The following is a 14,273-nucleotide window of genomic DNA, read 5'->3' as shown; positions in this document are numbered from 1 at the left end:
AAATTTTTAATCCGTCGCACTCCGACGCTCAGTCCAAAATTGCCGAAGAGTTTGTATAAGTTTATTGATTATACAGTATTGACCAAGCTAGCCCTTAAACTATACTGTATAAAAAACCAGTACTATTTATCTTGGGTAACTCATGGCGAACTCCAACTTTTATCCCGGTAGGTTACTCCCTGCCATTGGGCGGCAGCTTCGTCTCCCGCTGTTTTACGACACTGTTTCCGCAGGTTTTCCCAGCCCCGCAGAGGAATATTTAGAGCAGAGTATAGACTTGAATGAGCACTTGGTGAGCCATCCCTCATCGACGTTCTTTGTGCGCGCCTGTGGTGATTCAATGATAGAGCTGGGGATCTTTGATGGCGATTTACTGTTGGTCGATCGCGCCTTAGAGGCCAAACAGGGCGATGTGGTAATTGCCGCCATTGATGGTCAGCTCACCTGTAAGGTGTTGGATTTAAAAAACCGCCAGCTGCTTCCGGCCAATGCCAAGCATAAGGCGATCAAATTACCAGAAGAGATGGATCTGGTGATTGAGGGGGTAGTGCCGGCCCATATTCGCTATCACCGCCATTGGCCTTGGTGATCTTTATGTTTGCTCTTGTTGACTGCAATAGTTTCTACGCTTCCTGTGAGCAAGTATTTCGGCCTGATCTGCGAGGCAAGCCTGTGGTGGTGCTCAGTAATAATGACGGTTTTGTGGTTGCTAGAAGTAAAGAGGCCAAGCTGTTGGGTATTCCTGATCTGACCCTGTATTGCAAGGTGGCATCGCTGCTTAAAAAGCATCAGGTAACGGTCTTTAGCAGTAATTACCCGTTGTACGGTGATATGTCTGCCAATGTGATGAGCTTGCTAAAAACCTATTCGCCTCATATTGAGGTGTATAGCATTGATGAAATGTTCATTCAGTTTATGGGGATGCCCTCTGACCTGAAGGAGTTGGGGCAATCCATTAAGAAGCGCATTTGGAAAGAAACTCGGCTTCCGGTCTGCGTTGGTCTTGCCTCGTCCAAGACCCTCGCAAAGGCAGCGAATCATGCTGCCAAGAAAGTCCCTGTCCTCAATGGGGTTTGTCAGATAACGCGCGAAGATCAGCGAGAGTGGGTGCTTAAACGAATGCCTGTCGACAAGGTGTGGGGTATTGGTAGGCGGTTGAAAATTCAGTTAAATGATATGCAAATATATACGGCCTGGGAGCTGGCAAACGCCAACACCAAGCTGCTACGGAGGCGGTTTAGTGTCAATCTTGAGAGAACCGTTGCTGAGCTTAATGGCGAGCCTTGCCTAAAGTTGGAAGAGCACCCACCCGCCAAGAGGCAAATTTACTGCACAAGAGGTTTTGGGGTTAAAGCGACCTCGTTGCCTCCTATCAAAGAGGCTATCTCCCTCTATGCTAGCCGTGCGGCAGAGAAGCTGCGACAGCAGCAGGGTTTAGCCACAACACTGCATATTTTTATTCAAACCAGTCCCTACGACAAACACTATTACAGTCGCAGTACGGTGGTGCAACTGCCTTACCCCACCGACGATACGCGAATACTCAGCCAGTACGCCAAGTACGCTGTTACGGGCCTGTATAAGCCGGGCTTTAGTTATCTGAAAGCGGGTGTGGGCATTATTGAAATGGTCGATAGAAAGTTTCTGCAAAATGATATGTTTGAACTGGGTCAACCGAAGCAAACGGATCGTTTGATGACATTGCTCGACGGTGTGAACCGGCGCTATGGGCGGGGCACACTCCAGTTGGCTGGGGAGGGAGTGCAAAAGAAATGGTTTATGCGTCAGCAGTATCGGTCGCCCAGTTATACCACCAAGCTTAGCGAAATACCGCGTGTCTTAGTTTGAGAAGAGAAATCGATGTTTGCCCAGAAAATATGTGTCAGAAACGACGCGCGGCATGTGCCAGGGCACAAAAAACTTAGTCATGAACCTTGGGATGTACGCAATGGGGGAAGTAAAGCTATTGATCGGTTCAGTCTAAGGCAGCGTACTCACCCAAACTCCCACATCTAACGTAGATTCCGGTTCGCCGATAAACGATCCTTCAATCGGGGGTATTGCTTCAGGCAGTCGCGAAACAGCGACGGCAATATGATCGGTGCCGGCGAGTTTGCCAATGGTGGGGTCGAACCCTTTCCAGCCTGCGCCTGGTAAGTAGACTTCTGCCCAAGCGTGGGTAGCGCCGGCGGCATCAGTTCCAGGTGCGTGTAGGTAGCCGCTCACAAAGCGGGCGGCGAGCCCCATGCATTTTGCAGCGTCCATAAATAATTGGGCAAAATCTCGGCAAGAGCCAGTGCCACAGCTCAAGGTGTCTTTGGCGGTTTGTACGCCGGGTTCTTCTCTTAATTTGTAGGTGTGGCTTTCAAAAATGTGACTGGCAATACCTTGTAGCAAGGTGTAGGTCTGGATTTTTTCGTTTGATTGCCAGAGATTTTGGGCCCATAGGCTTATCATTTCTTGGGTTTCTTGATCGGGCAATTGCATGTATGGAGCCAGCAGGATTTGATCTTCTGGCTTGTAAGTAAAAGGGTAGTTGATGGCGTAGTCAGCAACTAAAAAATTTAAAGGCGATTCATTGTATTGCTGAATAATTAATTCACTATCAAATACCAATTGCTGGGTGGGGCGGTCAAAAGTCGCGGTGGCAACCGAGTTTCCTTCTACGTCGCGGTGCCAGCGTATTTTGGCGCTGGGGGTGATGTTGAGCGTGGATGATTCTATACGGAGCTCGTAATCTTCTCGCGGGCGCAGCCGTAAGTGGTGCGGGCCTAATTGCACCTCAGAAGAAAAGTTATAGTAGGTTCGGTGAAGAATTTTATAGCGCTGCATAAGGTTTCCTGAAGCATTTGCACGATCGTTGTTTGGCTCTCTGACTGGGTGCTTTATGGCCTCTCTTTCTGTATTAAAGAGGCTGCCGTGTTTAATTGCCGATGGTGCTTTCGCTAATCTGCTCTACGCTGACCACTTGGCTAGAGGGGTAAACTCCCGGACCAAACTGATTATATACCGCTACGTCGGCCGCATCGCGGCCATAGCCAATGGCGACGTAGCCGCCTCTTAAGCAAGGTTGTGTGGCGTCGAAGGTATACCAGCGATCACCAATATATGCTTCAAACCAAGCGTGTAAATCCATGGGTTGCAGGCCGTATAAATATCCCACCACCATGCGTGCGGGAATGCTTAGACTTCGGCACAGGGCAATGCCGAGGTGGGCCATGTCGCGACACACTCCCCATTGCCTAGTGTTGATTTCTATGGCGGTTACTTGGATGTCATTGGCGCCGGGGGTGTAGCTAATATTGGTACGCAACCAGTTTTCAATGGCGGCAACCTGGTCGTAACCCAAAAATTGGCCGTAAGTTATTTCTAATGCTAATTGGCCGAAGCGGTCGGATTCGCAGTAACGGCTGGGCAGTAGGTAATTTAGTACGGCGTCGGGCAGGTTTTGAATTTCTACAAAGGGCGCGCCGGGGGCTTGGTCAAGGAAGTCGGCGGTTTTGGCTTCTGCTCGGGTATGAATAGAAAAATAGCCCGGTTGGGCAACTAGACGTTGGCAGAGATTGCCATAGCCATCGGTGAATTCGAAGGCGGGCACACTTGGGGCAAGTTTGTATTGTTCGCTGGCAATCCACTGTTGGGCGCCACTTCTGGGTCTTAGCATTAAAACAAAGGGTGTGGGTACTTCTATATTGAAAGATAAATCACAACTTGTTTTTAACCACATGCAACTACTCCTATGGGTGTAGCAATTTGAATGAGGTGGAGCTTGGGCGTTTTGCTAAGTATTGGGTAACGCTATGTGTTATCTCGTGGCGTTTAGTGCTTGGATTAAGACGTTTGCTGCGGACGTTGATCGTCACCACTGAGGTATACCATCAATACAGGTTTATTGTGACAATTACTAAAAATATATCAAAAAATTTGTTGCGGAAGGGCTGGGTTTTCCTGCTTTGTGTTTGGTTTGCTGTTAATCCCAGAATGAGGCGTCCAGCGTGATATCTAACTCATTGTTGGTAATGGGGTGCGTAAATCGTAATCGAGAAGCGTGTAATAGTAGTCGATCAGCGGCGGCCTTGGCCGCAGGGTGAGCATAAAACTCACAACCCAAAATGGGGTGGCCGATGCTGGCAGTGTGGACTCGAAGTTGGTGGGAGCGGCCGGTAATTGGTATAAGGCGGAGTTTACTATTACCGTCATTATGTTGGCCGCAGTATTCATAATGGGTTTGGGCGTGTTTGCCGTAGTCAAAATTAAGTTCTTGGCGGGGGCGGTTGGGCCAGTCACAGGCCAGGGGTAAGTCGATAAATCCTTCTTTACTAATAACGTGGCCAAAAACGATGGCCTGGTATTCTTTGTGAATTTTTCGATCTTGGAATAAACGACTGATGGCGCGGTGACTTTCTGGGTTGCGGGCAATAATCATTAATCCAGAAGTGGCCATATCAAGACGGTGAACAATGCTGGCGCAGGGGTATTCCAAGTTTATACGGCTAATTAAGCAGTCTTTATTGCTGGGGTGGCGACCGGGAACAGAGAGAAGTCCGGCGGGTTTGCTGACGACTAAAAGCGCATCGTCGCAGTGCAAATAACGTATCTCTTCCGCACAATGAGGCACGATAAAGTCCGAGCCAGACGTGTTTGATTTGTTCGTGCTTGGGCTGTCTGACATAACTCAGTCTGGCTACCGATAAGGAGATCGGTAGCCAGTATACCGGAAATTGCGGCGCTAATTTGTACTGCTTAAAACGCTGGGGATTAGTGCAAAGAAAGATTCATTGGTGTCGTTTTCATAGTACCAGCCCAATTGTTCTGCGCAGTGCTCGCAGTGGGCGAATTGCCAGCGATAATCTTGAAACCAGCAATGTAGAGCGGTGGCTGCGCCATTGATTATGCTGCCGGGTGCCGCAGTAAAACAGCAGACATCGTAAATTACGCCATTGGGGTTTACGAAGCGGTGATGATGTTGGTCGTGAACGCGGGTGCGGTAGTGATTGGCGGTAATGGGTTGATTGCAGTTGCGGCAGGCGATGAAGTCAGCCGGCTCCTGATCTTGAGATTGAAACAAGGCGTCGTGTACCAATTGCTTAATAGGCAGATTACTCATTGTGCTCTCCGATTGTATGCAGAGCTAACTTGCGCGCTCCGAAAAACCGTATAAATCCGGTAAAATGCTGAACTAACATAGTTAACATATAAGGGTTCTGATTTTGCAGCAAGCGCTTTCGTCAGTTGATTTGGAACAATCTTTAGGAGGTTTGTTGCAGGAAATTTTACCTGCAGCAAAAGTGGTAAAAACCGCTTTACCCTTAGTACCGGAAATGAGCCTGTATTTGCTGAGTGAGGATTTCCCCCAGCATGATTTAAGTCCTGAGCAAACGCAGCGGATTATGAATTACCCTGCTTATTGGTGTTTTTGTTGGGCCAGTGGTCAGGTAATGGCGCGTTATATTTTTGATCACCCTGAATTGTTGCGGGGTAAAAGGGTGCTCGATTTTGGTTGCGGTTCCGGTGTGGCTGCAATTGCTGCAAAAATGGCTGGTGCACTTGAGGTTATTGCCTGTGATCTTGATGTTGATGCGATCAAGTCTAGCCGGGCCAATGCGGTGCTGAATAAGGTTGAGCTGACTTACTGTGATGACTTTTTTGCCAATGATGATTGCTATGACGTGATACTGGTGGCAGATGTTTTGTACGATCGCGCTAATTTGCCCTTGTTAGATGCCTTTTTAGCGCGTGCACCAAAGGTGTTGGTGGCAGATTCGCGAGTCAAAGATTTTTGTGTTGAAGGCTATCAGTGGCTCGATTTTCAGCAGGCTACCACAGTGCCAGATTTGGCTGAGTCAGAGGAGTTCTCGCGGGTTAATTTATATCTTGGAGCGAGCTAAAACAATTTTCAGCCCAAGCTCTTGTTGGTTTTAGGTAGGCTTTCATCTTTGACGTGGCAATCGGTCATTCATTTAATTTCAGTATCCATCAAATGACAGCTTTACTATGTTGCGGCTTGCTTACTTGGCGTGCTTGTTGCTTCGCCATGAAGCAGGTTTAAGAAGGCTTTTGTTAGCGGGTTTAAATGTTTCCCGCGTGGGTAGACCGTACACCAAGATCGGCTAATGGGGAATCCGTGCACGGGCAGTAAGCATAATGTGCCAGCGGCAACGGCAGTCTTGACCATAGCCGTTGGTAGCACTGCGCAATTAGGGCCGCTATTTAATGCGTGTTGGATGGCTGTGTTGCTGCCCATTTGGCGGATGTGTTTAATCACGCAGCTCTGCTGTTGGCAAAAGTGCTCAAATATTTGACGAGTGCCTGAGCCGGTTTCGCGCAGTACGATTGGGTGTTCGAGTAGCTCAATTAGGCTTATTTCGTCTTTGTGGCTTAAAGGGTGGTCAGGGTTGGCGACCAGTGATAATTGGTGTTCGGCAAAGGGGGTGAACGTTAGTGAGCGACCCTCTGGTACTTGGGTCATAATGGCCAAGTCGTCCAAGTTGTCTCTTAGTCGGTCTAGCAGTCGTAGATGGTTAACAACATGCAGAGTGATGTCTACGTCTGGGTGTTTTTGGCAAAAGGTGTTGATGTAGTCGGGTAATAAATATTCGGCGCTGGATTCGATGGCTATATTGATGCTGCCTTGCAGTCTGCCATGTAAGTCGGTAAGTTCAATCTCTAAGTGTACTAGGCGTTGTTTTAACTCTCGGGCAGCGCGGAGCATGACTTCACCAGCGCTGGTGAGAAATAATTGCTTGCCAAGGTAGTCAAATAAGGCTTGTCCGACTACCTCTTCTAGGCTACGTATTTGTGAGCTAACTGCCGGTTGCGTGAGGGCTAGTTGCTCCGCCGCCTTGGAGTAGCTGCGGTGAAGGCATACGGCTAAAAATACGTCAATTTGACGTAGAGTAAGGCGATTTAAGTAGCTGACGGTCATGAGATATCCCGATTATATTTTTGATTAAGTATAAGTTATTGGTTATCTTAACTGAAACAAATATTAATTTTTTATTTGTTGGGTTTTTCTGTACCGTTGTGAAGTTGCTGTAATCGGACTGAAAAGTCTGAGCAGAAGTAGGCGTGTAGCCTGTCATGGAGAGTCTCGATGCTGAAAAAAATCCTGATCGCCAACCGTGGTGAGATTGCTGTGCGAATTGTGCGGGCTTGTGCTGAAATGGGCATACGTTCGGCAGCGGTTTACACAGAGCCTGATCGTTTTTCATTACACGTTAAGCGTGCTGATGAAGCCTATAACGTGGGTGCTGATCCGCTAGAAGGATACTTAAACCCTCGCAAACTGGTAGCTTTGGCGGTAGAAACGGGCTGTGATGGCCTGCATCCAGGTTACGGTTTTTTGTCTGAAAATGCTGAGTTAGCAGAAATTTGTGCCCAGCGTGGTGTTACTTTCATTGGCCCTAGTGCTGAAGTGATACGGCGAATGGGTGATAAAACGGAAGCGCGGCGAGCTATGACCGCGGCGGGTGTTCCGGTAACGCCAGGTACCGAAGATAACCTAGCTGATGTTAATGAAGCGGTGACGGTAGCTGCAGGCATTGGCTACCCAGTGATGTTAAAGGCAACATCGGGTGGCGGTGGAAGAGGGATACGTCGCTGCGATAGTGAGGAAGATTTACTTCGTCAGTTTGATCGTGTGGTCTCAGAGGCAACTAAGGCGTTTGGACGTGCAGATGTGTTTCTTGAAAAATGCATCGTCAATCCGCGCCATATCGAAGCGCAAATTTTGGCAGATAGCCACGGCAATGTTATTCATTTATTTGAGCGTGATTGCTCTATTCAGCGCCGCAACCAGAAATTAATCGAGATTGCGCCTTCTCCGCAGCTTACGCCAGAGCAGCGAGCTTATATTGGTGAAATGTCCGTGCGGGCAGCTGAAGCGGTTGGTTATGAAAACGCGGGTACAGTGGAATTTTTGCTGGCCGATAACCAAATTTACTTTATGGAGATGAATACGCGGGTTCAGGTGGAGCACACCATTACCGAGCAGATAACCGGTGTGGATGTGGTTCGCGAGCAAATTCGTATTGCCTCAGGTTTGCCTTTGGGATACCGCCAGCAGGATATATCTTATCGTGGTTACGCAATGCAGTTCCGCGTTAATGCTGAAGATCCCAAGAATGATTTCTTGCCTAGTTTTGGCAAAATTAGTCGTTACTATGCCCCCGGTGGCCCCGGTGTGCGAGTAGATACGGCTATTTATACCGGTTATACAATTCCGCCGTATTTCGACTCCATGTGCCTTAAATTAATTGTATGGGGCTTAACGTGGGAAGACGTGTTGGAACGCGGTGTTCGCGCGCTAAATGACATGCGTTTACAGGGTGTCAAAACCACAGCCACGTACTACCAGCAAATTTTAAAACATCCCGAATTCCGATCCGGTACATTTGATACTAGTTTTGTAGAAAGTCACCCTGAGCTAACCCAATACTCGGATAAAAGCCGCCCTGAAGATATTGCGCTGGCAGTGGCTGCAGCCATTGCTGCCCACGCTGGTCTGTAAAAAAGGATATGACGATGAGCCAAGAAAAAGCTGTTCTGATTACTGATGTTGCCTTGCGTGACGGTCATCAATCGTTGATTGCGACGCGTATGCGCACAGAAGATATGTTGCCAGTGTGCGCCCAGCTCGACGCTATTGGATTTTGGTCGTTAGAAGTGTGGGGTGGCGCCACCTTTGACGCCTGTGTTCGATTTTTGAAAGAAGATCCATGGGAGCGTTTACGTCAATTGCGTGAAGCCTTGCCCAACACCAAATTACAGATGTTGGTACGCGGACAAAACCTATTAGGTTATCGCCATTATGCAGATGATGTTGTAGAAGCATTTATCCAAAAATCTGCTGATAATGGTATGGATATCTTCCGTATCTTTGACGCGATGAATGATGTTCGCAATTTAAAGACGGCCATTGAGGCTGTCCAAAAAACTGGGAAACATGCGCAGGGGACGCTTTGCTACACCACCAGCCCTGTTCATAACACCGCAAAATTTGTGCAGCAAGCTAAAGATATGGTGGCAATGGGTGTTGATTCCATTGCGATTAAAGATATGGCTGGGCTGTTAACGCCCACCGCCACATCTGAATTGGTATCGGCCCTGAAAGACACTGTGGATGTTCCCCTAGCGTTGCATTCACATATGACCTCTGGGCTTGCTGGTCTTTGTCAGTTAAAAGCCATTGAGGCAGGTGTGGATATTATTGATACCGCGATGTCGGCTTTTGCCAGTGGCACAAGTCACCCTGCTACTGAAACAATGGTGGCAGCACTTAAAGGTACGCCAAGAGATTCGGGCTTAGATCTTCCCGCGCTGCAAGAAATTAGTGCTAAATTGTGGGATGTTCGTAAAAAATATCATCAGTTTGAAAGTGAATTCACCCGCGAAGATGTGGGTGTACAGATTAACCAAGTGCCCGGTGGCATGATGTCTAATCTTGCTAATCAGCTTAAAGAGCAGGGCGCATTAAATCGTATAAACGATGTTTTTGCTGAGATCCCCGCTGTACGTAAGGATCTAGGATATCCACCATTAGTGACGCCGACTTCTCAAATAGTGGGCACCCAAGCAGTAATGAATATACTGGCAGATAAGCGCTATACCACCATTACCAATGAGGTAAAGCGTTATTTACAAGGACATTACGGAGCAGCGCCTGCAGAGGTTAATAAAGATTTAAGAGCCAAGGCCATTGGCAGCGAAGATGTGATTGATGTGCGCCCAGCAGACCTGTTGGCTCCAGAGTTAAGCAAACTTCGTAAAGAAGTGGGTGAGCTGGCCAAGTCAGAAGAAGATGTCTTGTTGTATGCGATGTTCCCTGATCTAGGACGTAGCTTTTTGGAAGAGCGCGAAGCAGGTACCTTGGTGCCAGAAGTGCTAGAGCCAATCGGTGAGGCTGCACGGCCAGTCAGTGAGGGTGGCGTTCCCACTGAATTTGTTATTGATGTTCATGGTGAGAGTTATCAAGTGGCGATCACTGGCGTCGGTATCAAGGGTTCTGGCAAGCGACACATTTATATGAGCTTGGATGGCATGCCTGAAGAAGTTGTGTTCGAAGCCCTCAATGAATATAAAGCAGAAGGTAGTAATAGCCGTAAATCGGCAAGCAAACCTGGCCATGTTAGTACTAATATGCCCGGTAATATTGTTGAGGTGCTGGTGGCGGTAGGTGACACCGTTACTGCTGGTCAGGCGGTATTGGTCACGGAGGCGATGAAAATGGAGGCGGAAGTTCAGGCGCCAATCGCCGGTAAAGTGATTGAGATATTTGTTTCCAAGGGCGACCGAGTGACGCCCGGTGAGGTCTTGATTGAAATTGACGCAGGTGCGTAATACATAGTACCAAGTTGTTAGTTAAATCTAATGTAGGCAGGGCTTGTGAGAGATCTCTTACAAGCCCTGCCTACATTCTTGTTTTACAACCCTGATATTTTTTGCTTTCATTGTCTGGCGCTAATTTTAGTGTTTTTAAAATATAAATGTTGCCGACAGACTGGGGTGTGGTTGCTAAGGATCGGCAGCAAAAATAGACAAATGGAGTGTCGTTATGAATTTTCCAAAGAATTTACTCATCTCAGTGCTGTGCCTTTCAGCGCTTAGTATTACTGCGTGTGGGGGCGGCAGCGGTGGTGGAGGCGATAACCCTCCCGAAGTTGAAGAGCCATCGACTAGTGCCGCAGTGACCAGCGAGCGGGCTGGTATTGCCTTATATGGGGATATTCCAGAGGACAGCACTCAGGAAGTGGGCGAGAGTCGGCCATCATTATTACTTGACGATGAGGATGTGAGCTATGCCGGTTTTGGGATGGCCTTTGTCGAATCGGAAGCGGCGGAGCTGGCAATAGCTCGTGCGGACGCTGAGCCATCTGCAGAGCAAGATGAAATTGATGCTAAGGTCGCTATTGTTACCGATGCTCTGGTTGATGATGGGGCTACTGTAAACCAGCTAGTAAACAGAAGCATAACAGGTGTTCAGTCTACTGTTGCCATTTTGGTTTTGGATGTTGAATACATCTCTGGTGGTCGTAGCAGTGCTGACTTACGAAATATTCTGCTTGCTGAGTTGGGGTCGGATGCTGATGTAGAAGTTCTTCCTGTTGGCAGTGATAGTGGGCGTGAATTCCGAGTAACGCTTGCGTTTTGGGAAGTCGAAGAGCGCTTATATACTTGGGTAGCGGTATTTGCGACGGAATTTGCCGATCTAGTCGGTAAAACTTACGGTGATGTAAATAATGCATCTGCGGTTACCTCTGTAACAGCTGTCGCAGCGCCGACAACTGCTGCTAGCCAAACCTTTTCTCAAGTAGAAAGCGCCAATAATGCCGCAGATATTCTCTGGGTGATCGATAATTCCGGTTCCATGAGTGAGGAGCAGGAAAATCTTGGCAATGGTATTGATCAATTTTTTGACAGCCTGAATGCAGCGGGCCTGGATTTTAGACTTGCCGCCACAACAACGGATGGCTCCACTTGTGGCGAACTACTGACCCTGCCAGATGATGAAACTGCTAATTATATTTCGCCTTCAACACCTGACGGCGAGGCTCAATGGGGCGATGATCCCGATGGTATTGCTCGTCCAGGAACATACGGAAGTGCCACTGAAACCGGTTTTTATTGTGCTGATACGGTTGATTTAAGTGGTTTTGATCGAGAGTCAGCGCCGAATATTATTATTTTTGTTTCTGACGAGCCTGAGAATGAGACTGCTAATGGTTACACCCCGTCTGGGGCTGGTTACGGTAGTTATGTTACAAGAGATTTTGCCACCTATAAGCAAGCGTTTATAGATAGCGGTGCGACGTTTTTTGCGATCGCAGGGCCCTATGAGACGGTTCGTGAAACTTTTGACGATCCTTATGCGTCATATGACTCGAGCTTTAGCTGCAGTGGTGACGGTGGTAATGCGGGTGGAGGTGCACATTATCGGGAAATTGCCGCTCTGACGGGTGGTAGTTCAGCGTCAATTTGCGCGGCATCAACCTCTTGGACTGTAATGTATGATGAAATTATTGAAACTGCCACGGGTTTAGCCAGTAGTTTTAAATTGGATTTTACACCTATTGCAAGCTCGGTGGTTGTAACTGTGAATGGTGTCGAGGTTAGCCGAGATACCGCCCATACTGATGGCTTTGATGTGCTTTACGGCAGTGAAGAGGCATCTATTGTATTTTATGGTGAGGCCATACCGCAGGCAGGGGATGAAATTGCTGTAAGTTATGAACATTTTTAGAAAATAATGATTGATTATGTAATTGATAATCATTATCATTAATTTAAGTCAGTGATGTTGCTCTTGTAAACCCCCATTTACATAATGCACTCTGATTCTCTCCGATTTACCCCGTATTCAATTTTGAATGCGGGGTTTTTTATGGGTGGCTTTTTACCTTCAATCAAATTGAATACGGATAACGTCCTCACTAATGAAGGTAACGGTGTCGCTTCACTGGTGTTTGGTTTTTCGTGGTTAGCTATCTTTGGGGGGTATTGAGTTGTCTGGTTGTGTTGGTTCAGATTATAAGTTGTAAGTTACAGTAACGAGGCATATTTAATTTATGCCTCGCTGTGGTGATAAGATTAATTGCGGTAAATGGTCTGAATCAAATGATAGCCAAACTGCGTTTTCACGGGGCCGTGGACGTCTAAAACGGATTCTTTGAATACCACGTCGTCGAAAGGTTTAACCATTTGGCCGGGGCGAAACTCACCTAGATCACCGCCTTGTTTTCCAGACGGGCAGTCGGAAAACTTTTTGGCTACTTCGCCAAAGTCGGCGCCTTTGGTGATTTGGTCTTTTAAATCTTGAGCTTGCTGTTCGGTTTTTACCAGAATGTGACGTGCGCTTGCGACGGTCATAGGGTGATCCTTATGGAATGATTTTTAGGGATTATAGCAGGAGCTGGGCTGTCATTACTTACTCATTGAGCGTGTTGCCAGCAGTGTAAGCGTAAAAAAGGGCTGCGAACGCGCAACCCTTAAACAACCGCAGGTAATGGTTTACTTAAGTAAATCGCGGCCGATAATTAACTTCATAACTTCGTTGGTGCCGGCGTAAATACGTTGCACGCGTGAATCGGCAAAAGCCCGTGCCACGGGGTATTCCCACATAAATCCGTAACCACCGTGAAGCTGCAGACATTCATCAATAACTTTGCACTGAAGGTCGGTGGTCATCAGTTTCGCTTTTGCTGCCATAACAGAGTCGAACTTGTGTTCGATATGCAGCTCTAGGCAGCGGTCTAGGAAAACCCGTGCAACGCTGACTTGAGTTTCTAATTCAGCTAGTTTGAACTGTGTGTTCTGGAACGTGGCAACTGATTTACCAAAAGCGGTGCGTTCTTTTACGTAATTAATTGTTTGCTCAAGAATGGACTCGGCATTGGCAATGGCGATGATAGCGACATTTAAGCGTTCTTGAGGGAGGTCTTGCATCATATAGACAAAGCCCATTCCCTCTTCTCCCAAGAGTTGGTCTTTGGAGACCCGAACATCTTGAAAGAACAGCTCTGAGGTGTCTTGTGCTTTTAAACCGATTTTTTCTAGATTTTTACCTTTGCTGAACCCTGGGGTGCCAGCTTCCATTAAGAATAGACTGATACCTTTGGCGCCAGCAGCTGGGTCTGTTTTTGCCACAACAATCACTAAGTCAGCGTGCTGGCCGTTTGTAATGAAGGTTTTCGAGCCATTAATAATATAATCGTCACCGTCTTTAACGGCGGTAGTTTTGATACCTTGGAGGTCAGAGCCCGCTGCTGGCTCAGTCATGGCGATTGCCATAACAATTTCGCCAGTGACGCATTTTGGCAGATAACGTTGTTTTTGGTCTTCGTTACCATAACGCTCAATATAGGGCACTGCGATATCAGAGTGTAAGCCCCAACCAATGCCGGTAAAACCAGAGCGACCGCATTCTTCGTTCACGATGGCGTTATAACGATAATCTACTTCTACGCCGCCGTACTCTTCTTTTACGCTAGGGGATAAAAAGCCTTGCTCACCGGCTTTCAGCCACAATGCGCGGTCTACTTGGCCGTCTTTTTCCCACTGAGCGTGGTAGGGTGCAGCTTCAGTTTCTAAGAATTTTTTTACAGTACTGCGGAATAGTTCATGCTCTTCTTCATAGACGGTTCTAGGTATAGCGGACATAGGGATTTCCTCCGAGTGTATTTGTGGCTATTATCGGGGCTATGTTAGCAGAGAAAACTTTAATTTACAGTGTCTCTTTAAAACCGGTTTTTGCAGTTTGATATTGGAATTAGCACCTT

General features: G+C 47.5%; 13 protein-coding genes. 6 read left to right on the top strand and 7 right to left on the bottom strand.

The annotated features are described in order from the left end of the window. The first annotated feature begins 142 nt into the window (after positions 1 to 142). Positions 143 to 589 (top strand): LexA family protein, encoded by a 447-nt coding sequence (locus AELLOGFF_RS12680; protein WP_159269078.1) that lies wholly within the window; start codon positions 143 to 145, stop codon positions 587 to 589. A 5-nt stretch (positions 590 to 594) separates the two neighbouring features. Beyond that, positions 595 to 1,848: a Y-family DNA polymerase gene (locus tag AELLOGFF_RS12675; RefSeq protein ID WP_159269077.1), complete on the top strand. Its 1,254-nt coding sequence runs from the start codon at positions 595 to 597 to the stop codon at positions 1,846 to 1,848. A gap of 132 nt (positions 1,849 to 1,980) precedes the next feature. On the opposite strand, the gene AELLOGFF_RS12670 is transcribed toward AELLOGFF_RS12675, so the two are convergent. From AELLOGFF_RS12670 to AELLOGFF_RS12655, 4 genes are all read right to left on the bottom strand, one after another. Then, the gene (locus AELLOGFF_RS12670; RefSeq protein ID WP_159269076.1) at positions 1,981 to 2,832 is read right to left on the bottom strand and encodes a transglutaminase family protein; all 852 of its coding nucleotides are present in this window, start codon (positions 2,830 to 2,832) and stop codon (positions 1,981 to 1,983) included. A 91-nt stretch (positions 2,833 to 2,923) separates the two neighbouring features. Then, positions 2,924 to 3,727 carry a transglutaminase-like domain-containing protein gene (locus AELLOGFF_RS12665; protein WP_159269075.1) on the bottom strand — a complete coding sequence of 268 codons (804 nt, stop codon included), beginning with the start codon at positions 3,725 to 3,727 and terminating at the stop codon, positions 2,924 to 2,926. A 243-nt stretch (positions 3,728 to 3,970) separates the two neighbouring features. Further along, positions 3,971 to 4,672 carry a pseudouridine synthase gene (locus AELLOGFF_RS12660; protein WP_159269074.1) on the bottom strand — a complete coding sequence of 234 codons (702 nt, stop codon included), beginning with the start codon at positions 4,670 to 4,672 and terminating at the stop codon, positions 3,971 to 3,973. A gap of 57 nt (positions 4,673 to 4,729) precedes the next feature. Next, positions 4,730 to 5,107, bottom strand: coding sequence for a cereblon family protein (locus AELLOGFF_RS12655; protein WP_159269073.1), 378 nt, complete (start codon positions 5,105 to 5,107; stop codon positions 4,730 to 4,732). A 103-nt stretch (positions 5,108 to 5,210) separates the two neighbouring features. Between AELLOGFF_RS12655 and AELLOGFF_RS12650 the strand changes: the two genes are divergently transcribed. Then, positions 5,211 to 5,888, top strand: coding sequence for a class I SAM-dependent methyltransferase (locus tag AELLOGFF_RS12650; protein ID WP_159269072.1), 678 nt, complete (start codon positions 5,211 to 5,213; stop codon positions 5,886 to 5,888). A 104-nt stretch (positions 5,889 to 5,992) separates the two neighbouring features. Here AELLOGFF_RS12650 and AELLOGFF_RS12645 read toward each other — a convergent pair whose 3' ends face one another. Continuing rightward, the gene (locus AELLOGFF_RS12645) at positions 5,993 to 6,925 is read right to left on the bottom strand and encodes a LysR family transcriptional regulator (protein WP_159269071.1); all 933 of its coding nucleotides are present in this window, start codon (positions 6,923 to 6,925) and stop codon (positions 5,993 to 5,995) included. Between the two features lie 168 nt (positions 6,926 to 7,093). On the opposite strand from AELLOGFF_RS12645, the gene AELLOGFF_RS12640 reads away from it, so the two are divergent. The 3 genes from AELLOGFF_RS12640 to AELLOGFF_RS12630 all read left to right on the top strand — a co-directional run bounded on the left by AELLOGFF_RS12640 (position 7,094) and on the right by AELLOGFF_RS12630 (position 12,238). Next, positions 7,094 to 8,509, top strand: coding sequence for an acetyl-CoA carboxylase biotin carboxylase subunit (locus AELLOGFF_RS12640; RefSeq protein WP_159269070.1), 1,416 nt, complete (start codon positions 7,094 to 7,096; stop codon positions 8,507 to 8,509). Positions 8,510 to 8,523: 14 nt separating this feature from the next. Then, on the top strand, positions 8,524 to 10,338 hold the full coding sequence (gene oadA / locus AELLOGFF_RS12635; RefSeq protein ID WP_159269069.1) for a sodium-extruding oxaloacetate decarboxylase subunit alpha: 1,815 nt from the start codon (positions 8,524 to 8,526) through the stop codon (positions 10,336 to 10,338). 214 nt (positions 10,339 to 10,552) lie between these two features. Then, entirely contained in the window at positions 10,553 to 12,238 is a 1,686-nt protein-coding gene (locus tag AELLOGFF_RS12630; RefSeq protein ID WP_200842665.1) for a VWA domain-containing protein, read from the top strand. A gap of 347 nt (positions 12,239 to 12,585) precedes the next feature. On the opposite strand, the gene AELLOGFF_RS12625 is transcribed toward AELLOGFF_RS12630, so the two are convergent. Together AELLOGFF_RS12625 and AELLOGFF_RS12620 are read right to left on the bottom strand one after the other, a co-directional pair. Continuing rightward, positions 12,586 to 12,864 (bottom strand): peptidylprolyl isomerase, encoded by a 279-nt coding sequence (locus AELLOGFF_RS12625; protein ID WP_159269068.1) that lies wholly within the window; start codon positions 12,862 to 12,864, stop codon positions 12,586 to 12,588. A 141-nt stretch (positions 12,865 to 13,005) separates the two neighbouring features. Beyond that, positions 13,006 to 14,154 carry an acyl-CoA dehydrogenase family protein gene (locus AELLOGFF_RS12620; protein ID WP_159269067.1) on the bottom strand — a complete coding sequence of 383 codons (1,149 nt, stop codon included), beginning with the start codon at positions 14,152 to 14,154 and terminating at the stop codon, positions 13,006 to 13,008. Positions 14,155 to 14,273 lie beyond the last annotated feature (119 nt).

It is taken from the genome of Zhongshania aliphaticivorans (genome assembly GCF_902705875.1).
Lineage (GTDB): Bacteria > Pseudomonadota > Gammaproteobacteria > Pseudomonadales > Spongiibacteraceae > Spongiibacter > Spongiibacter aliphaticivorans_A.
The sequence above is the reverse complement of the archived record's forward strand: the minus strand, read 5'-3'. Positions and strand labels throughout refer to the sequence as shown.